The 19,699-nt window shown below is 44.3% G+C and carries 21 protein-coding genes; 16 read left to right on the forward strand and 5 right to left on the reverse strand.

The genetic code is table 11. The features are described from left to right. The first annotated feature begins 22 nt into the window (after window positions 1-22). Together GIW82_RS02135 and GIW82_RS02140 are read left to right on the forward strand one after the other, a co-directional pair. Entirely contained in the window at window positions 23-1,426 is a 1,404-nt protein-coding gene (locus tag GIW82_RS02135) for a sensor histidine kinase (protein WP_154748273.1), read from the forward strand. After that, the gene (locus tag GIW82_RS02140; RefSeq protein ID WP_195913921.1) at window positions 1,404-2,081 is read left to right on the forward strand and encodes a response regulator transcription factor; all 678 of its coding nucleotides are present in this window, start codon (window positions 1,404-1,406) and stop codon (window positions 2,079-2,081) included. The genes GIW82_RS02135 and GIW82_RS02140 overlap by 23 nt, the downstream gene beginning before the upstream one ends. Before the next feature lie 59 nt (window positions 2,082-2,140). On the opposite strand, the gene GIW82_RS02145 is transcribed toward GIW82_RS02140, so the two are convergent. Beyond that, entirely contained in the window at window positions 2,141-2,473 is a 333-nt protein-coding gene (locus tag GIW82_RS02145; protein ID WP_154748274.1) for a four-helix bundle copper-binding protein, read from the reverse strand. A gap of 340 nt (window positions 2,474-2,813) precedes the next feature. Here GIW82_RS02145 and copZ point away from each other — a divergent pair, with 340 nt between their 5' ends. The 3 genes from copZ (at window position 2,814) to GIW82_RS02160 (ending at window position 5,984) form a co-directional block, all read left to right on the forward strand. Beyond that, entirely contained in the window at window positions 2,814-3,017 is a 204-nt protein-coding gene (gene copZ / locus GIW82_RS02150; protein ID WP_154748275.1) for a copper chaperone CopZ, read from the forward strand. Between the two features lie 138 nt (window positions 3,018-3,155). Next, on the forward strand, window positions 3,156-5,294 hold the full coding sequence (locus tag GIW82_RS02155) for a copper-translocating P-type ATPase (protein ID WP_154748276.1): 2,139 nt from the start codon (window positions 3,156-3,158) through the stop codon (window positions 5,292-5,294). Between the two features lie 330 nt (window positions 5,295-5,624). Next, entirely contained in the window at window positions 5,625-5,984 is a 360-nt protein-coding gene (locus GIW82_RS02160; protein WP_230309142.1) for a hypothetical protein, read from the forward strand. Between the two features lie 178 nt (window positions 5,985-6,162). Here GIW82_RS02160 and GIW82_RS02165 read toward each other — a convergent pair whose 3' ends face one another. Continuing rightward, the gene (locus tag GIW82_RS02165; protein ID WP_154748278.1) at window positions 6,163-6,759 is read right to left on the reverse strand and encodes a nitroreductase family protein; all 597 of its coding nucleotides are present in this window, start codon (window positions 6,757-6,759) and stop codon (window positions 6,163-6,165) included. Between the two features lie 599 nt (window positions 6,760-7,358). On the opposite strand from GIW82_RS02165, the gene GIW82_RS02170 reads away from it, so the two are divergent. The 4 genes from GIW82_RS02170 to GIW82_RS02185 all read left to right on the forward strand — a co-directional run bounded on the left by GIW82_RS02170 (window position 7,359) and on the right by GIW82_RS02185 (window position 10,331). Then, on the forward strand, window positions 7,359-8,003 hold the full coding sequence (locus tag GIW82_RS02170; protein ID WP_154748279.1) for an O-methyltransferase: 645 nt from the start codon (window positions 7,359-7,361) through the stop codon (window positions 8,001-8,003). A 658-nt stretch (window positions 8,004-8,661) separates the two neighbouring features. Then, complete coding sequence (locus GIW82_RS02175; protein WP_154748280.1) at window positions 8,662-9,159, forward strand: GNAT family N-acetyltransferase; 498 nt, start codon at window positions 8,662-8,664, stop codon at window positions 9,157-9,159. Between the two features lie 32 nt (window positions 9,160-9,191). After that, window positions 9,192-9,752 (forward strand): hypothetical protein, encoded by a 561-nt coding sequence (locus GIW82_RS02180; protein ID WP_154748281.1) that lies wholly within the window; start codon window positions 9,192-9,194, stop codon window positions 9,750-9,752. Window positions 9,753-9,779: 27 nt separating this feature from the next. After that, window positions 9,780-10,331, forward strand: a complete 552-nt coding sequence (locus GIW82_RS02185; protein WP_195913922.1) for a hypothetical protein — start codon at window positions 9,780-9,782, stop codon at window positions 10,329-10,331. Window positions 10,332-10,739: 408 nt separating this feature from the next. Here the strand turns inward: GIW82_RS02185 and GIW82_RS02190 are convergent, their stop codons facing one another. Further along, a complete protein-coding gene (locus GIW82_RS02190; RefSeq protein WP_154748283.1) occupies window positions 10,740-11,426 on the reverse strand; it encodes a hypothetical protein in 687 nt (228 codons plus the stop codon). After that, entirely contained in the window at window positions 11,416-11,634 is a 219-nt protein-coding gene (locus GIW82_RS02195) for a helix-turn-helix transcriptional regulator (RefSeq protein ID WP_154748284.1), read from the reverse strand. Before GIW82_RS02195 ends, GIW82_RS02190 begins: the two co-directional genes overlap by 11 nt. Before the next feature lie 228 nt (window positions 11,635-11,862). Between GIW82_RS02195 and GIW82_RS02200 the strand changes: the two genes are divergently transcribed. The 5 genes from GIW82_RS02200 (at window position 11,863) to GIW82_RS02220 (ending at window position 16,175) form a co-directional block, all read left to right on the forward strand. Continuing rightward, window positions 11,863-12,357: a DUF4279 domain-containing protein gene (locus GIW82_RS02200; RefSeq protein WP_195913923.1), complete on the forward strand. Its 495-nt coding sequence runs from the start codon at window positions 11,863-11,865 to the stop codon at window positions 12,355-12,357. 92 nt (window positions 12,358-12,449) lie between these two features. Then, window positions 12,450-12,764, forward strand: coding sequence for a hypothetical protein (locus GIW82_RS02205; RefSeq protein ID WP_154748286.1), 315 nt, complete (start codon window positions 12,450-12,452; stop codon window positions 12,762-12,764). Window positions 12,765-12,947: 183 nt separating this feature from the next. Further along, on the forward strand, window positions 12,948-14,585 hold the full coding sequence (locus GIW82_RS02210) for a tetratricopeptide repeat protein (protein WP_154748287.1): 1,638 nt from the start codon (window positions 12,948-12,950) through the stop codon (window positions 14,583-14,585). A gap of 408 nt (window positions 14,586-14,993) precedes the next feature. Beyond that, entirely contained in the window at window positions 14,994-15,410 is a 417-nt protein-coding gene (locus GIW82_RS02215) for an RrF2 family transcriptional regulator (RefSeq protein ID WP_154748288.1), read from the forward strand. Between the two features lie 204 nt (window positions 15,411-15,614). After that, window positions 15,615-16,175, forward strand: coding sequence for a class I SAM-dependent methyltransferase (locus GIW82_RS02220; RefSeq protein ID WP_154748289.1), 561 nt, complete (start codon window positions 15,615-15,617; stop codon window positions 16,173-16,175). A 65-nt stretch (window positions 16,176-16,240) separates the two neighbouring features. Here GIW82_RS02220 and GIW82_RS02225 read toward each other — a convergent pair whose 3' ends face one another. Then, entirely contained in the window at window positions 16,241-16,933 is a 693-nt protein-coding gene (locus tag GIW82_RS02225; RefSeq protein WP_195913924.1) for a FadR/GntR family transcriptional regulator, read from the reverse strand. A 177-nt stretch (window positions 16,934-17,110) separates the two neighbouring features. Here GIW82_RS02225 and GIW82_RS02230 point away from each other — a divergent pair, with 177 nt between their 5' ends. Both GIW82_RS02230 and GIW82_RS02235 read left to right on the forward strand, forming a co-directional pair. After that, a complete protein-coding gene (locus GIW82_RS02230) occupies window positions 17,111-18,511 on the forward strand; it encodes an FAD-binding oxidoreductase (protein WP_154748291.1) in 1,401 nt (466 codons plus the stop codon). Beyond that, window positions 18,508-19,491, forward strand: a complete 984-nt coding sequence (locus GIW82_RS02235) for a bile acid:sodium symporter family protein (protein WP_154748292.1) — start codon at window positions 18,508-18,510, stop codon at window positions 19,489-19,491. The genes GIW82_RS02230 and GIW82_RS02235 overlap by 4 nt, the downstream gene beginning before the upstream one ends. The last annotated feature ends 208 nt before the right edge of the window (window positions 19,492-19,699 follow it).

Here is a 19,699-nt window from a genome sequence, read left to right on the forward strand (position 1 = left end):
AATCGACTTAAAGAGGGATGCCATGTTAAACAGGCTTGCATTGAAAATAGGTTTGCTGTTTTTTGTGTTTATTATCATCATTGAATCGGTTTTGTTTCTAACCCTGTACGTTACTTTTGTCAATGAACGGGTGGATGAAGTCATGACCAACCTGCTTGCAAGAGGGAACACCCACAGCGAAGTATTGGAAGACAGTTTTGAACCGGCGACATTGAACCATGTGGCGTTGATGGAATCGGCCTCCGATTTCATCGTCATCATCACGGATGCAGCTGGCAACGAATTGACCCATTCCGATCTGATTGAACCTGAAATGAGGGAAGTGTTGGAACACACCGATTTTGATGAGGTTCTGCAGGGAGGGAAGGTCGTGGAAGAGCGATGGGACAAAAAAGAGTTTATTGCGACGGACAGCCCAATCACCATTGAAGGAGAACACCGAGGCCACGTGTTCATGTTTGCGGAAACGAATCATATCAAAGGGATGGTCAGTCATTTACGAAACCAATTCCTGATTGTTGGCCTGATTGCTGTCGGGTTGACCGTCATCACAATTTTTCTGTTATCCCGATTGATTACGTTGCCGTTGATTCGGATGAAAGAAGCGACGGAACAGTTAAGCGAAGGGCACCACGAGGTCAGCCTGAATATTGGCCGAAACGATGAGTTGGGAGAGCTGGCGAACGCCATCACTGCCCTATCCAGTGACTTGGAACATTTAAAAAATGAGCGGAATGAATTTTTGGCGAGTATTTCGCACGAGTTGCGGACGCCGTTGACCTATATCAAAGGATATGCCGATATCGCGAGCCGGCCGGATGCATCCGAGGAAGAGAAAAAGGAATACGTTGGCATCATCCGGGAAGAGACGGCCCATTTGACGGAATTGATCCGGCAGCTGTTTGAGCTGGCTCAGATGGATCATAACCAGTTCGCCATTCAAAAAGAGGAATTTTCACTGGAGATGCTTTTTGCATCCGTCGTTGCCTTGGTTCGGCCAGCTTTTGACGAGAAACAGATTTCATTGGCTGTCCGTTGTGAACATGAGATTGTCGCCTTCATTGATCCCGAACGTTTTCAGCAGGTATTGCTGAATGTCTTGGACAACGCCCGCAAGCATTCTCCTGAAGGAACACAAGTGGTATTACAGGGAGTCCAAGATAAAGGTATCATCACCATAAGCATCCGTGATGAAGGAGAGGGCATACCGGAAAAAGATCTTCCTTTTGTCTTTGACCGATTGTATCGGGTCGATAAATCGAGGTCCAGACAGTACGGAGGAAGCGGTCTTGGCCTGGCGATTGCGAAAGAAATCGTCGAATCGCACGGTGGTCTCATGACGCTTCAAAGTGAGTACGGACAAGGGACAACCGTCCTGATCGAATTGAAAAGGGGGGATTCGCTTGCAGAAAGTGCTGTTGGTTGATGATGAACAACGAATGCTGGATTTAGTGGCTTTGTATTTAAAGCCGCATCAGTACCTCTGTAAAAAAGCATTGGGAGCCCTTGAAGCCCTCGACTATTTGGAATCGGAGCCTTTCGATCTCGTCTTACTGGATATTATGATGCCAGAAATGGATGGCTGGGAACTGTGCCGCGAAATCCGGAAATTTTCGGATGTGCCAATCATTATGCTGACGGCGCGGGAACAACAGGAGGATATTGTTAAGGGATTGAATCTGGGGGCGGACGATTACATCACAAAGCCGTTTAATGAAGATGAGTTGCTGGCCCGGATGGGAGCGTTGCTTCGCAGAAGAACTCCGAAAAACGCCATTGAAGTGGATGGTTTGGTGTGGGACGAAGACCGGTTTGAACTCACGTACGGCAAACAGATCATCAAATTGACGCCAAAAGAATTTCTGATGGTGGGCCATCTGATGAAGAATGCCGATAAGGTGTTTACGAGAGAGCAGCTGATCCAGTTGATCTGGGGATTCAACTCGGAGACGGAAGGGCGGACCATCGATTCCCATGTGCGAAATGTCCGGGAAAAAATCCGCCAGTCCGGTTTTCCAGTCGATGAACATTTCCTCACCGTTTGGGGAATCGGCTACAAATGGATCAATGAAATGGAATAATACTTGATAAAGATAAAAGGCTCATCGGAAAATATCTCCAATGAGCCTTTTCGGGTAAATTACGCAACGTTACGGCAAGCTTCTGCACATCTGCGGCAAGCTTCCGCACAGCGTTTGCAATGGTCGTGATGGTCGGCGTGCTTGTCGCATTCATCTGCACATGCTTCACAAATGGTGGCGCAAACAGCCGCCAGTTCGGCTACAAACGGCGAATTGCGGGTAATTGCATGTTCCAGAAATGCGCAAATGTCTGCACATTCACGGTCTAATCGAATACATTGGGCCATCATCTTCACATCTTCTTCCTGCAGACAAGCATCAAAACAATGGTTACATTCCGCCGCACAATCGTGCAATGCCTGAATCAATTCCTGATGTTGTTCATGAGCCATGCTAAAACCTCCATTTTTTTATTCTTGCTTCATTTACTGAGTTTCCCTCTACTTTCCAGACTAAACGGAAATACCGAAACTCCATAGAAACTGCACAAATTTATTGGCGAAACAGCAAACACCTTCCGAAAAAAAAACAGAAAGCTTATCGGGTGATGGTCCATTGTTGGCCGTCTATAGAAAAGTAATCGAATATCAAATCAATAGGGTGGGTTTTTCTTTTTGGTCCCAGTAAATTCCTTGGGCATCAAGAAGACAAGGTAAAAATGAAATTGGAAACTTGATATACCCTTATGGGGTATGTTAAGTTTAAGGAAATACCACTTTAGGAGGAATAATAATGATTGAAACATTAAAAGTACAAGGTATGTCTTGTGGCCACTGTGTAAACTCGGTTAAAACGGGTGTCGGTGAACTCGGAGGGGTTTCGTCTGTGGCAGTTGATCTTAAAAAAGGTGAAGTGGCAGTAGACTATGATTCTGGCAAGACATCGTTAAACGAAATCCAGGAAGCGATTGAAGAACAAGGATATAACGTCGTATAAGAGTGCTTTCACAGCACTCTTTACTTTTAAAAGATATATACCCCCGGGTAGTATGTTGCGGGGAGGACTTTGTGGCTGTAAAGAATGTAAAAAGGTTAATTGGAATAAAGAAGCACTATTTTGAAGGAGGCGTACTGAATGGCTAAAAATGAAAAAGACCATCACCACCATCACGACGAACAAGTAGATCACAGTAAAATGGATCATTCCAGTCATGTTGGGCATTCGTACCATGAAGACCAAGTGAAAGAAGGCATTCAAGACGACAGCAATCCTGCCAAAATTCATGATGATCATGCCCATCACAATCATGGTGGCCACGATCATAGTGACCATGGACATCACCATCATGGGAATTTCAAAGAAATTTTCCTGAAGTCGCTGCCGGTTGGCATCATCATTCTGTTATTGTCGCCGATGATGGACATTCGGCTTCCCTTTCAATTCACTTTTCCATACTCGGATATTGTGGTCGCAGGATTAGCAACCATCTTATTGGTTTATGGAGGTAAACCTTTCTTTCAGGGGGCGATAGAAGAATTCAGGCAAAAAGCGCCGGGTATGATGGCCCTTATTTCTTTAGGGTTGTCCGTTTCCTATCTGTATAGCATTTATGCGGTGCTGGCACGCTATGTGACTGGCGGACACGTTATGGATTTCTTCTTTGAATTTGCTTCCTTGCTGTTGATCATGCTCCTTGGGCACTGGATTGAAATGAAGGCTGTCGGAGAGGCAGGAGACGCGCAAAAATCGCTCGCTGAATTGGTGCCGAAAGATGCACATGTGGTATTGGAAGACGATGCCATTGAGACGCGTCCCGTAAATGAGCTGAAAGTCGGAGACCTTGTACGGGTTCAGGCCGGAGAAAACGTCCCTGCCGATGGCATCATCAAAAGAGGCACCTCCCGGATCAATGAAGCTTTGCTGACGGGGGAATCTAAACCCATTGAAAAAGGAGCCGGGGACAAAGTAATCGGCGGTTCCACGAACGGTGCAGGCATCTTATATCTTGAAGTACAGGAAACCGGCGACCAATCGTTCATTTCTCAAGTTCAAACCCTGATAAGCCAGGCGCAGGATCAACCTTCAAGAGCTGAAAATCTGGCTCAAAAAGTAGCCGGCTGGCTGTTTTATATCGCCATTGCGGCGGCTTTCATCGCTTTTGTCGTTTGGCTGTACATTGCTGACATTCAAACCGCTGTTCTTTTTACGGTTACGACATTAGTCATTGCATGTCCACACGCTCTCGGCCTTGCCATTCCGCTGGTTATTGCACGAAGCACCAGTTTAGGTGCAAGCCGCGGGCTGTTGGTGAAAGACCGCGAAGCATTGGAGTTAGCAACTAAGGCTGATGTAATGATACTGGATAAAACGGGTACGTTGACTACTGGCGAATTTAAAGTTTTGAACATGGAAACACTGGATGGTCAACATACCGAAGCTGAAATCGCGGCGTTAATGGCAGGGATTGAAGGCGGATCGAGCCATCCAATCGCCCAATCGATCATTCATCATGCTGAGAAACTGGGGATTCAGCCTGTCCGTTTTGATTCGATTGATGTTGTGTCGGGTGCGGGTATAGAAGGAAACGCCAATGGCCGCAAATACGAATTGATCAGCCAAAAGGCACTTGGAAGAGATGTAGCGATGGATGTTCCCAAAGGAGCAACATTAAGTATACTGGTTGAGGACGGGAATCCGATCGGTACGGTCGCATTAGGCGATGAATTGAAAGAAACGAGCAGAACGCTGATACAAGCATTGAAGCATTACAATATAAAACCGATTATGGCTACAGGCGACAATGAAACGGCTGCACAGGGAGTTGCGGAGGAACTGAACATTGAATACAGAGCCAATCAATCTCCGCAGGATAAATATGATTTAGTGGAATCATTAAAGAACGAAGGGAAGACGGTCATCATGGTCGGGGATGGCGTAAACGATGCACCGTCCCTTGCAATAGCGGATGTCGGCATTGCAGTCGGAGCCGGAACTCAAGTCGCGATCGATTCTGCTGATGTGATTTTGACGCAGTCGGATTCCGGGGATATCGGATCCTTTATCGAATTGGCCAATAAAACTACCGGTAAAATGAAACAAAACCTCGTGTGGGGAGCCGGCTATAACTTTATTGCCATTCCCCTGGCTGCGGGAGCTTTGGCTTTCATCGGGATTACGTTGGCCCCTGCAGCAGGGGCAGTTCTGATGTCCGTATCCACGGTTATCGTGGCGATCAATGCCATGACATTAAAACTAAGTACCAGAACTGTTTGACACAAATGCATGGGAAGTGCTGGTTCCCGCAAACAAGAGAGGAAGGTGGATGTTGGCAGGCATCCATCTTCCTCTTCAATTTATTTAATTTATTTTCACGGGCGGTATTTTATAAATCTCATTCAATTTAGTTTCCAGAATTGTCTATCATTTTATTGGAGTATTAAGTATATTTGAGATATATGATCAGAACCATTCTGCTGCTTATTAAATGAAAAAGGGGGCTTGAACTTGAAGGGTATTTTTTTGTCATTTGGCTTGTTAATCGTGTCCGTTTTCATCTTAAGTGCGTGTGGTAATGTTGAAACAGTGCAACATGTTGAGGTATATATGATTGAAACATTGGAGGAAAACGATGAAGGGATTTACGAAACAACGGGTTACAAGAAAGTGAATGCGATTACCAGTATCGAGGAAAGTGAAAATCATGTGGAAACAGATATCAAAGCGATTGAGGACTTTTATAATATAAACGGAAATTATATGCGGACGGAAATCATCCATTCAAAATTTAATGGATCCAGCATTACTCAGGCCGAAGATAGTGAAGAACGCAGGGCGGAAATTCAGGAGCCATCAACTATCCTCATTCCGGATGAAAGCATGGAACATTTTGATTCAGAAGACATGACTAAGGAAGTGGAAGATAAAGTGGAAGAGCATGTGCTGTCTTTTATGGATTTGTTATAAGTCATAAAGCTCTTCTGTTCTCAAAACCTCTAATCTCAAAAGTTCATGATTACTTTTATCAGGCGTTTTCGGAAGCTGCTTGAACAGAAAAGAATCAACCGCAAAAAAAGAAGCGAGCCCAGCCGATCAATTAAGATCACGCGGACTCGCTTCGTCAATTGTTATGTCAAAAAATCAATTAGCTAAAGACTTTTACTTGAACGTCAGTATCGATATGCTCTTTCTCGCTGAGTTCCTGTTCGATCGAACCGAATGGCATTTGCGCAATCATTTCATATGATGCCGGTAGGTTGAACATTTCCTTCGTCGCTTTGTCGAAGCCTTGCTCATAGCCGACGTTGAAATGCTGGAGGCTTGCGCCGAGGTTCATTTCTGCAAGAGCGAGCCACACACCGTACTGGGCATTGGCGTTGTTGTTTTGTTTGTAAGCTTCTTCACGCGCTCCCTGTGCAGGCATTTCTTTGACTGCATCTCTGTCTTCAAAGAAGAGGACTGTTCCGATGCCGTTTTTGGCGCCTGTTACAACACCGTTCATCCAATCGACCATGCCGCCTTCGAGAACGTTCTTCTGGACGTCATAGATGTGATCCCAGAACTTGGTGCTTGCTTCATCAAACAACACGACAATACGGGTCGTCTGGCTATTGAATGCAGTAGGTACTTGTTTGACGACTTCACGGATTCTCGCCTCAATGTCCTTTTGTGTATACTTGCTGTCTGTTCCCAATGCATATACTGAACGTCTTTTTTCTGCTAATTCTACGAATGTTGACATGTTCATTCTCCTTTTGTTTGAAATATATTCAGCTTCTCTAATGAGTCATAGCCACTATTACAGTGTAGGATAATTATTGTGGTATATCAAAATATGTGCTCACAGTTTCACTATATGAAACCTGCCCCATATCCCTGCGTCAATTGGCAATAAACTCTTAAAGATTTTATTCAGGTGTGACAAGATGGATCAGGAACGAATAGGAATAACTTCATAACGAACATGTGGGGGGACCGGTGTTGCCGGTTGAGAGTATATCCGTGAGATATTGACCCTTGGAACCTGAACTGGCTCATAGCGGAGGAAACATATTCAAAACGATTTTGATTTGTAATAGGAGGTTAGTATGATGGAGTCTGAAGGGCATTAAGGCCGTTATAAATCTAGACACCGAGGGGAAGGGCTTAAAGAGAAAGGTTTCGAGCCCCGTCAACAAGGCGCAAAAACGTTACGCCGAGGAAGAGCAATCGAATCGGTTATCGATGAATTTGTCCAATTATTCGAGATTCATGAATTTGAAGAAACAGAAGAAAAGGCCGATTTTGTAAGTATTGATGAAGAAAAAGTGAAAGACAAACTCAAATGAGGGAGCAGATAAAATGAAAAAAATTAATAGCTATATCGATTCAGTTTTTCAGGATGAAGACGACCTTTTAGAAAGCGTTCTTCTTTCCATAAAAGAGAATGGAATGAGATCTATGTCAGTTTCACCGGCTTCGGGGAAACTTCTTACCATGCTCGTGTCCCTTTCAGGAAGTCAGAATGTCCTTGAAATCGGAGCTCTCGGAGGCTATAGCGGAATTTTTCTTGCGAGGGGATTCGGCAGTGAAGGGAAATTGACTTCACTTGAATTGGAAGAGAGCTACGCAAATTTAGCGCACAAAAACCTGGCTGAAGCCGGATTTGGCCATCAAGTCTCTTATATGACCGGACCAGCTTTGGATAGTCTGGAACAATTGGAGCGGACGAACAAGCGTTTTGATTTTTTCTTTATTGATGCCGATAAAGAAAACTATGAAAACTATTTGGATGCTTGCTTGAAGCTGGCAGAGAATGGCGCTATAATCGTGGCGGATAATGTACTTGCGAACGGCAGTGTCGCAGACGAAACCGTTGAACCTAAGCATTATACGGAAGTGATGAAAAAATTCAATGAAACGGTGGCCAATCACCCGCAGTTGGAAAGTATACTCCTTCCTGTCGGAGACGGAATGACCGTTTCGAGAGTGAAAATACAGAAATGAAAGATGTCCGCATATATAAGTTGAACTAATGAATTTGCGTTCTTAAAGTTAGAAGAAAGCGCTCCAGACGGACGCTTTCCGCGGGAGCAAGATGTTGAACGAAGGAAGTTCGGTCAACATCTTTGCGACGAAGCTAGCGAAGCGATGCAGGAGCACGTCTTTGCTCTTTGAGCCTCCTCAGTCGCTTCGCTCCCTGCGGGGTCTCATCACTACTCTATTCCCGCAGGAAAGTATTAGCCGAAGGAAGTTCGGCTGATGCTTTGCGACGAAGCAGCGAAGCGATGCAGGAGCACATCTTTGCCCTTCGCCGCCTTCCGCTCTTTCTTCTTAATGGAGTGTGGTGGCATCAGATATCACCTCTCATTATCATCTATGAGAAGATATGGAGTAAAACAGCGGAGACTCCTGAGGGAGCAGGAACCGAACTGAGTAGCAGTTCGGTTCCGATAAAGTAGAGATCCACTCTGGAGAGCGCAGTGATTCAGAGTTAGCTAAGAATGGGCTGAAGGAAGTTCAGCCCATTCTTCTGCGACGAAGCAGCGAAGCGATGCAGGAGCAAAAGCACTGGACGCTGAGTTGTTTTATGGAATATCGGAAAACCAATTTATTAATCTCAACTTATATAGATTCAAATTAATGAAGTGAAGGAGTGATCTATATGGTGGAAATCCGCGGAGGAATCAGCAGCGATGCTGACCAGCTAGTAAACGTGATAAAAAATGCAGAGGACTCGGGCTATATGCTTTTCGACCCCGGCGAACGAAAAGTTGCGCCTGCGGCATTCGCTAAATTCATTGATACGGTGAATGCGAATGAAAAGTCCGCTGTATTTATTGCTGAAGAGGACAGGGAGATCCTTGGCTATATGTTTGTCCAGAATGAGAAGCCTAAGCGGGTTTCACACCGCGCTTATATCGTCATCGGCATTCACAGCGATAGCCGCGGCAAAGGGATCGGAAAAGCGCTGTTTCTTCATCTGTTCGAGTGGGCGAAGAAAGTAAACCTGCATCGTCTGGATTTGACGGTAATCGCAAAAAACGAAGCGGCTGTGGCTCTCTATAAAAAAGTCGGTTTCGAAATCGAGGGTGTAAAAAGAGATTCGCTGCTCATTGACGGCGAATATGTCGATGAGTACTATATGTCGAAATTAATTTGAGAAGCATAACTTTCGATGAAAGGAAAATGGCAATGGAGCAATCGAATAACTTCGTGATTTCAATCGAAAACCAGAAGTGGATTGATGAAAATGAAGAGATGGACCTGTCTTCTCACGGAGAAATCCACTTGGCTGTGGATGGAACGGTCATTACCGGGAGCGGGATGGATGAAGAGTGGGGAATCAGCGAGTCTGCACTGGCTTTGTTGCGCACTGTCGATCATGATTATAGATGCGCCCCTGAAGATGAGGAAGGGCTGATCCTCCATGGCTGCGGCGCAGTATTGATGATGGGCTGCCCGATATCGATCCACTGGACGGTTCAGCATATGGGCGACCAGGTTTTGCTGTCGGACTTCGTGAAAACCACGACGACCGATCCAACTTCAGGTAGCTTCTATTATCCAGAACTGCAAGTTATACTGAAGGCAAATGACTATAAGAGACAGATTGTCCAATTTGCCGAACAAGCGAAAGAATTCTTTGCTGCTGCAAAAGAAAAACGGATTGATGATGAAGATCGATCCATGTATGAAGAGTTTTGGGCTGAATATAATCGCTTGTTGGAAGAGCATGCACATTCTAAACAATAGCCTCGTTGTAAAGGAAGGTGGGTAATGATGAGAGCATGGAAAATTGTCAGCGGCGGTTTGTTTGTGGTCATACTGATTTTGATTGCCGCAATGTTATGGCAAAATCAGCAGGTCAAGAAAGAATTAATCAGAGACTATATTTTGCATCACTCCAATATCGAATATTCACTTCGTCTTTTTATTGATGAATATGAAAAGTCGCAAGATACTGAACAGCTAGCGGACGACTTGTTCATTGCGTACGGAGCGGCGACGGTCACTACGAGAAAACCGGTGAATATTCACCAATTGACCGGTATCCCCTATATTAATAATGTCGATTTCTTATATGAAATAAGAGACCAATTCGACTTCTATTTGCCGGGAGCTGTGAAAGCAGCGAGCGATGATGCAAGGGATGGTGAACTCACTGAGGCTCAATATCAAAACCTCCAGGGCTATCAGCAGCTTCTGCTGGAGTTTATGGAACTAACGGTTGATGAGGATTTCGGAGAGAAGTCCGTGTCCGATTTCGAGGATGATTTCAAAACGTTCTATGAGAAAAATGAAGTAAAAATCTCTGAACTTATCAATAATTGAGCATGTAGGATTTTCAATTGTTCAATGACATAGAGAGGCAGGAGAAATATAGGAGGAGGGTATACAATCAAAAACTTCAATCCTATCGTTTATTTGTTAATAAGCATAACAGTCTCCGTATTAATGATTTTTCTCGATCCGATTTCAACAGCTACAAAAGAACAACTGGCTGGTATAACAATATATGCTATTTTAATTGGAACTTTCATCACGTTAGTATATTCGGCGTTGCTCTTATTCAATAGAGTCAAGAGAAATGGGAGGTCTATCATTGCCTTCATCCTTACGACACTCAATACGGTTATTATTTTACTGGTGTTAGCGTTTGGAGCTCTTTTTGTTTAAAGAAGTTGTCAATTACTAATAAAAATGGATCGAGCTCAGTTAATGACTGGGCTCGATCCATTTTTATTTCCTGCTGCCTTCAGTAGCTGCCTTTTCGATACGACGGGCCGTATAGATAACTAAAGCGATAATTACTGCGGTAAACAAATAAGGAAATGGGTTAAAATTTCCACTGGCTGGCTCCCCAAACAAATATGTCAGCAAATCAGAAAAACCTCGGGATCCATCGAATAATGGACTTATGATAAACATACCCACGAATATTGCGAAAATCCATTGCACTCTGCTTTTTGTCTTCTTACTTACACTGGCGTTTAATTCCATCACGCGATTAGCCAGTTTCCCCCACAGATTTGGCGTGATTTGATACGTCTGAGCAATAACATACGTCATCAAAGCAGGAATTACCAAAGCCGCGACGAATACAATCAACAGAGTCACATTGACCGTGCCAGTTGCAATTCGATCAATGACCAGTCCGAGAAACATGACGCCTAAAATGACTGCGTAACTGGCATTATAACTTGTATTCTGGATTTGTTTCCCCAACTCCTCGGCAGGAAGAATGCCATCTTTCTTCTTCTTTGAACCCCAAGTGATCGTAAACAGGAAAACAAGTAAGAAAAAGATTGCGAATAAAATTTCCACGAATCCCACTTCCAGTCCTAAGGAAAAACGATAAGCCAGATTGCCGAGCAAGGCTAGACTTCCTATGCCTAATAATGCTGCGAAGACTTTTCTACTGTTCATTTTTTTCTCCTCCATTCAGGAATAAAGTATCCACTGTGACGCCAAGGTTTTTCGCCATATCGAATGCTAACTGTAGACTAGGATCATACTTGTTGTTTTCGATCGCATTAATCGTCTGCCTGCTTACGTTGCACAGATCGGCAAGCTTCCCTTGGGAAATGTTTTTCTTCTCACGCAACCCCTTAATTTGATTTTCCACTGACAACATCCTCTATCATTGAAGTGTGTAAAAAATCTTTTACACCTCAAGGATAATATAAGCACCCCTCAGTTGTCAAATATGTTTGACAATTTGACGTTCACTTCTTTAATGGGCGTCTTTTAAAATCCGATGCCCAATAATAGTCATTGACCGGGTTTAGAATAATCTGTAAATTAATAGTAACAAGATTATTGCTCTCGCATGATCAACTAAAACTAATTCATGAGGTGGATGATGGAGAAAACGAACAGCTATACTTATTTTGCGATCCAAAGTAATGGAGAAAATGATGAACGACTTATTGCTAAAGCGGAGGGGATGTTCAATCCTGATGATATGACTTGCTTATTGGAAATCCAGCCTTTCAGCAGCTGGGCCAGCGATGATCAACGAAAAGACGGATCTGAATATCTTTTCTCTCAATGGAGTGCAGAGAAATCTGATATTTATAGGTTAGATGTTATGGCACAGTGCAAGGATACAATCAAAAACCTTAAGAACAAAATCCCTCAACTGAAACAGATCAAAGAGCAGTATGATGTGAAGTTTGTCCTCATGATTGTGCCGAGTATCTTTAATGGCGAACAGCCTTGGATAGAGTTTGATGAAGAGCTCATTGAATTTTGCTATTTAACTGGCACGACCATTGGAGTGGATATGTATGTCTATCCACTAGATAACACAGAGTGGGAAAATGAGGAGATTTTTGCAGGGAATAATGAGAATTGAAGTCGCTTCTGGTCAATTGATATAAATAAGAAGCGGGAAAATCCCGAAATTCAAGGAGTTTGCAACTCGTACCGAGAGAAGAGGACTGAAGTGTGAAGCGAAATTTCAAATATGCAATTGCAATCTTACTTACTCTAGCTTTGAGCATAACCATCTCTTCATTAGTCTCCGAAGGGTATACTGAGGGATCGACTACCGAAAACGTTGAGGTAGCTACAAAGGGTAAGAATTCTGAAAAACATTGGATAGTGCTTTCAAATGAGAAGAAAATCTATATTGACAACTTCAGTATTTGGGCTTTGATTGAGGAGAAACAAAATTATACAGTCGAATATAATCAGAGCAAAAAATCAAAGGAATATCAATTGGTCACGATTGTTCCTGGCGACTATAATGGACGGTTTTAAACCGAAAGGCATTATAGGAGTGAAAAAATCATTTTTTGGGATGGATCATTAAGATATCTTTTTATCCCTTAAATAGCGATTGTTGAGAGGTTATGCGCAAACTTAAGAAGTAGAAGGTGAACTGGTAGAATCCTTTAGTTTTATAGAACAGAATCCTTTTTAAAATTTTTCGAGAGGTGTTCAATGCGTACTTTTAAGCATTCATTAATCAGTCTTACAATTACAATTTTGGGAGCACTTGCTTTTGGGACTTTGCTTTTATTTTTGGAGCCAAAAGAAGGGATTATCGCCTGGCTTGTGCTTAGTTTGTTATTCATTGGGATTCTTATCTCAGTGATTATTGGATACTTACAAAAAAGAAGAGCAGATAGGGTACGTCCATTAAGTTTGATAACAACAAGCATTACTTTATTAGCGATATGGATTCTTACATTGGTACTGATTTTCGCAAACTTCACAATATATAAAGTTGATGACTTTTTGACGGCGGAAAATGAATTATCAGCAGTGCAGAAATTGGCATATTATCAGCAATTCCTCACAGGCCCAGAAAGCATGGCCAACTTAGAAGAGTTGGAAACAACACATAGAGCGGACATGGCTTTTTATTATCCTCATGGAAAAGAGTACATAGATGAAATCAATAAAATTGCTGATTTTATTCCAAGCAATAAAAAACAATTTGAAAAAAGCCTCGGCGGAAGAAGTGATGCCGCTGTTTCAGTGGTACTTTATCCTGATGAATCATCCATGCCGAAAAGAGAAGCAAATAGCACCGAATACAGCGGACTCTACACAGTGGATGATCAAATGATTCATCTCCCGATACCTGTGGATTTCACTGCATTAGCCCATGAGTATATCCACCACTTGTTTTTCAGTATCGGAAAAGATAGAGGTATGCTTCTCACACAGATACCTCAATGGTGGAGTGAGGGAATTGCAACACATTTATCTCAAAAGAACGGCAGTACCCCTCTGTTGCGTTTGAATGAAGAAAATTATATCGAATTCAAACAACTCACGGATGTCGGCGAATGGGAAAACCATCTTAAGAAAGATTCTCTGCCTTATAAACAGAGCAGCACTTTCATTAATTACTTGATGATTAATGAAGGAGAGGATGTCATTGCAAAAATCTTTAGTGAGATGGAAAACGCCAACTTCCCAACTAGCTTTCAAAGAGTGACTGGCAAAACAATTGAAGAATATGAAGGATCCTTTGTTTCTGATTTTAAGAGTATTGCAGAATTATGGGATGAAGCCAGCCTGTTAGAAACCCGCGATAATGAAGCTCAAAAGTCGTTGGAATCATTTTTAGCGATTGCTGAAATCATGCCTAATCTTGAATTGGTAAACCACCGGATTGCAAATTTATATATGGAAATCGGTGACTATGAAAAGGCGATCGAATACCGTAAGAATGAACTGGAGATTGCTGTAGCAGATAAAAACGATACACTTTCTTCTTCCTATGGTTATTTAGCAGAAAGTCAGCTATTCATCAATCTCAGGGAAGCTATTAATACTGCAGAACTTGCAGTGCAGGTTTCTAGTGAGTACGACTTGGAATGGAATAAGGGGAGATTAGAAGAACTCACCTCACTTGATCAACAGATCAAACAAGGGAGGCCACTTCAAGGTTACTTTGAATTATTAAACGGTAAATTTGTTATAAATGGTGGCAGCTCCAATCCATCCGAGAAAATTGGTCTGATTAAGATTGCGTTGAACGAGTATAGTGGAAAAGATCTGGCAGGAGAAGAAAAGCTGTCTTCTCTGAAGAAAACCTTGGAAAAAGAATTAGCACTAGAAGAATAAGGGAGTAGAAACGACTTCGGAGTATCTCAGAAGGTAAGTGAGGATGGCCAGTTGAAACCTAGTAAGGAGACTGAATGACTTTGGAAAAAGGACCTACAATTAATTTGACAGACATGCTTTTCACATTCTTGATATAAGGAGGACTAGCTTTTGCAGCATTGCTCATTATTTTGTGGATTATAGGAAGACAAAAGAACAAGACTTCAAGGTGAATTCAGATCGAGATGAATCTCATAAGGGAGATTGCTCAAAGGCTTGTTTTATCGGCTACTCGGAGCAGTCTCTTTTATTTCCAAGGATTTATTTATACAATCGTTCAAGTTGACTTTGATTTCCGATCATGATATTTTGAATTAAAGACATCAAGAGTCTTTAATATCTCTTGAATTTCATGAGAGGAGAATGAATATGAAATATTCGAACGCAACAAATTATGCTTTGCATACAATGGTGTATTTAATGCATTTGCCTCCGGGTAATACGATCGGCGTACAGGAACTGGCTGAAATACAAAAGCTGTCGCCAAGTTACCTTTCGAAGATTTTAACGAAGTTGGCCAAAGCCGGATTGATTGAGTCGACTCCTGGCGTTAAGGGGGGCTATAAAATATCACGTCTTCAACACGAAGCGTCATTTTTCGATGTCATCAAAGCGATCGAAGGGAATGCGAACTTGTTTGATTGCTCGATTCACCATGAAGGGTGCTTGATTGAAGAAACGATGCTGCAGGCTGAAGAAAATATGAAGAAAGAACTCCAGTCGAAGCTGCTCATTGATATTGTCAAGGAAGCGGAAGCACGTCGAGCAGGGAAGAACAACGAATAATCCGATGAATGGAACTGGACAGATGAACTTGTCGGCTGCTGAAAAAGACAGCATGTCGGCAATCATTATCAACAGCGGATTGACCGAAGAGAAGTTTAAGTGAGCTTCTACGTAAATAGGGAGTGAATATTTTTTACACTAATTATAGATAACGAATGTCTCTAATGGTCTTAATGGGAACTACAAATCAGAGGAGATTTTATCATGAATGAAAAACTGCAGAGAAAGATCAAAAACTTAGAGGGCTTAACACGACTTCCGGCAAAGGAGTTCTTTGATTTCCTACAGCTTCGTGAAGAAGACGAGCTGTTGGACCTTGGAGCGGGTACCGGCTATGTGAGCCTGCCGATCGCACCTTACGTGAAAAAAGTGGCAGCACTTGATTTTGATGCGGATGTTCTGGGTTATTTAGAACAGAAGGCCGGGGAACAAGGAATCACAAACATTGAGACGGTTGTCGGCGACTTCAAGGACATCCCGTTGGCGAACGGCCGATTCGATAAAGCAGTCGCATCGATTTCCTTGCACGAGGTGAAGCCGCTATCCGTTGTGTTAAGTGAAATTCACAGAGTGCTGAAAGACGACGGACTCTTCTTGTGCATCGATCTGGAGGAAACGGCTAAACCGTCCGGGCCGAGAGTTGCTTCTGATGAGATGGAAGAGGCGATCCGAAGAGCTGGTTTCACGATTAAAGAAACAGTGCAAGAATTGACGCGCATTAAAGATGAGCCTGTGTATTTGATTGTCGCGCAAAAGAATCAATAATCAGCAACGCCACAAATCCTGGGCAAATGGATTTGTGGCGTTTTTTCATTCACTCTATTCATGCTTCATTGCTGTTCAATTTCCTCCGTGATACGCTTCAAATGCCCTTCCATCAATTCACGTGCAAGCTCAGGGCTTTGTTTCCGAATTGCTTCACCAATTTGACGGTGTTCGTCCACTGTGCCGAGGAAGCGGCTGTCATCGAGCAAGCGGTGCGTTCTCGTTGCCCGGATCGTGTCTTCCATTCGGTCGGATAGCTTCTGCATTAACGACTGGAGCAGTCGGTTGCCAGAAGCCTCGGAAATGGCCAGGTGGAAGGAGAGGTCTGCTTGGATGCCGCGCTCGACGTCACCAACTGCCGCTTCCATTTCCGCTACAGCGGCTTGGATGGTGGCCATTTGTTCTGGGGTTCTTCTTGCAGCTGCAAGACGGGCGGATTCGAGTTCAAGTGCCATCCGCAGTTCCAGCATTTCCATGACGAGCTGTTCTTCCGTTTCGGCGATGGAAGAACCGAGATCGTTTTTCAATGATGCCACTTCGGTCGTCCGGATGAAACTGCCGCCACCTTGGCGCGTTTCGATTTTCCCGGCGAGTTCCAATACTTGCAGGGCGTCGCGGACGGAAGTGCGGCTGACACCGAATTCCTTAGCCAGCTCCCGCTCCGGTGGCAATTTATCTCCGACTGCCAATTCCCCTTCAAGAAAAAACTGCTCGATTTTTGCTAACACGATTTCGTATGTCTTCTTTTTCTCTGCCAATAGGTGCACGTCCTTTGTCTGTCTTCCTTCAACGATAGCAAGAAATAAAAAAATTGGCAATTCGAAAACAGGTGGTTGTAATGTTCAGATAATTATGTATAATATAAATTATTGGTTGGACCAATTCGAATTTTACACTGACAATCATTTATTTGAGATCCAAAGGAGCGTTATAAAATGGCAAACATCTTAGCAGAAGCAACAGCGGCACTGGTCGCAGAACTATCAGCGGATCAAGTGACGGAGAACGAGACGGTACGCGAATTGCACGGACGCGATGAATCCTATCACCTTCCGAAAAACCCCGACGTGGTCGTCTTCCCGGAAACGACAGGGGAAGTAGCACGTGTTATGAAAATTGCAGGGCGCTACCAAATTCCGATCATCCCGTTCGGTCTCGGCTCAAGCCTGGAAGGGCATGTCATTCCAGAAAGCGGCGGGATCACGATCGACTTCTCACGCATGAACCGGATTCTTGAAATCATACCGGAAGACTTCCTCGTGAAAGTACAACCTGGTGTGACGCGCAATCAGTTGAACAAAGAACTGAAGAAGCACGGGTTGTTCTTTTCGGTAGACCCTGGTGCAGACGCTACGCTCGGCGGGATGGCCGCAACGAACGCAAGTGGGACGACAACGGTGAAATACGGTGTCATGCGCGACCAAGTGCGCGATTTGGAAGTGGTCATGGCGGATGGATCGATCATCCATACCGGCAACCATGCAGCAAAATCATCTTCCGGCCTTCATTTGAACGGCATTTTCACAGGCTCGGAAGGGACACTCGGCTGCTTCACCGAATTGACGCTCCGCGTATATGGTATTCCGGAACACGAAGCGGCAGGACGCGCGACATTCCCGACCGTCAAGCACGCGGTGGAAGCGGTCGTCTCGATTTTGCAGGCAGGCATTCCGGTTGCACGCGTTGAATTGGTCGACGAAGCATCGGTTCGCCAAGTGAATGCATTCAGCGAGACAGATTATGCGATCGAGCCGACACTTTTCCTTGAGTTCCATGGCAACGAAGCAGGACTCGCACAGGACGTCGCCTTTACGGAGGAAATCGTCGCTGCTTATGAATGCACCGGTATTGCATTCGAGACGAGTACAGCAGGCCGCAAGCAGTTGTGGGAGGCGCGGCATAACCTCGCCTATGCGTTCATCCACGGCTACGCCGGCAAGAAAATGATGGTCACGGATGTCTGTGTCCCGATTTCGGAACTGGCAGACGCGGTCATGCACGCACGTGAGAGCATCGATGTACTCGGTCTCGTCGGCGGTATCACGGGACACGTCGGAGACGGCAACTTCCATGCGTTACTCATGATCGACATGAATGACCCGGAAGAGATTGCGAAAGCACAGGAAATGAACGAACGCATCGTCCGCTACGCACTCGAACGGGGGGGCACCTGTACTGGAGAACACGGCGTCGGAACAGGCAAACAGAAGTATCAGGCACTCGAGCACGGCGATGCACTTGTCGTCATGGAAAAAATCAAACGCGCACTGGACCCGGACAATCTATTGAATCCGCACAAAATCTTCAACCCTAAATCGGAAGGAGCAATTTTATGAAGCAAATCTCAGCAATCAGTCAATTTGCCGGAAAGTACTTTGCGGTGTTCGTCATCCTCTTCGCGGTGATTGCATTCTTGATTCCAGAACCATTCTTACCGCTTGGCGCATATGTAACGCTGCTGCTCGGGGTCGTCATGTTCGGAATGGGGCTGACGCTCAAGCCTGTCGATTTTAAAATCGTCGCAACGAATCCGAAGCCGGTCATCCTCGGCGTCATTGCACAATTCATGGTCATGCCGCTTGTCGCATTCGGACTCGCATACTTGCTGAACTTGCCAGCTGAATTGGCGGCAGGGCTTGTTCTTCTCGGTTCCGTGCCAGGGGGAACTGCTTCAAACGTGATGGTCTATTTGGCGAAAGGAAACGTCGCGTTGTCAGTCGCAATGACTTCCCTGTCTACGCTGATGGCACCAATCATGACACCGCTCCTGCTTCTGTTATTGGCAGGGCAGTGGCTGCCGGTCGATCCGATGACGATGTTCACGTCAATCTTCCAAGTCATCATCATTCCGATTGCACTCGGCTTCATCTTGCAGCGCTTCTTGCCAAAAGCTGTCGAGAAGACAGTGGAAATCGTTCCACTCATTTCCGTACTGGCAATCTTGATCATCGTTTCTTCTGTAACAGCTGCAAACGCTGCAAACGTCATTTCTTCCGGTGTTATCATCTTCGTCGCCGTGTTCTTGCATAACAGCATCGGGTTGCTGCTCGGCTATCTCGTCGCCATGATGATGAAACTGAACGAAAACGATCGTCGTGCGATTTCCCTCGAAGTAGGAATGCAGAACTCCGGACTTGCTGTTGCACTGGCCACTGCGCATTTCAGCCCGCTCGCGGCACTGCCTGGGGTATGGGGCGCCATCTGGCACAATATCTCTGGACCAATCCTCGCGACGATCTGGGCCAAGTCACCGAAAGAGAATACGAAGGATTCCAGTGTAATAGTGAAATCCGGAGCGCCAAGTGTGACGAAATAATTTGAAACAAAAAGCATTCACCTTTAAATAGGATGGATGCTTTTTTGATTGACTTTGACGGATTTTTAGAACGAACGAATATGACTGATTGTCGTTGTGATTGTTTTTGAATGAATTTGTAATGCCATCCCCAGAAGATAATAGAGCTGGTTTTGCTTATCCATCCACCAGAGCGGGTATTTTATAGTTAACGATTTCAATGGAGGTG

Origin of the sequence: Planomicrobium sp. YIM 101495, from assembly GCF_009707665.1 — a bacterium.
GTDB lineage: Bacteria > Bacillota > Bacilli > Bacillales_A > Planococcaceae > Planococcus.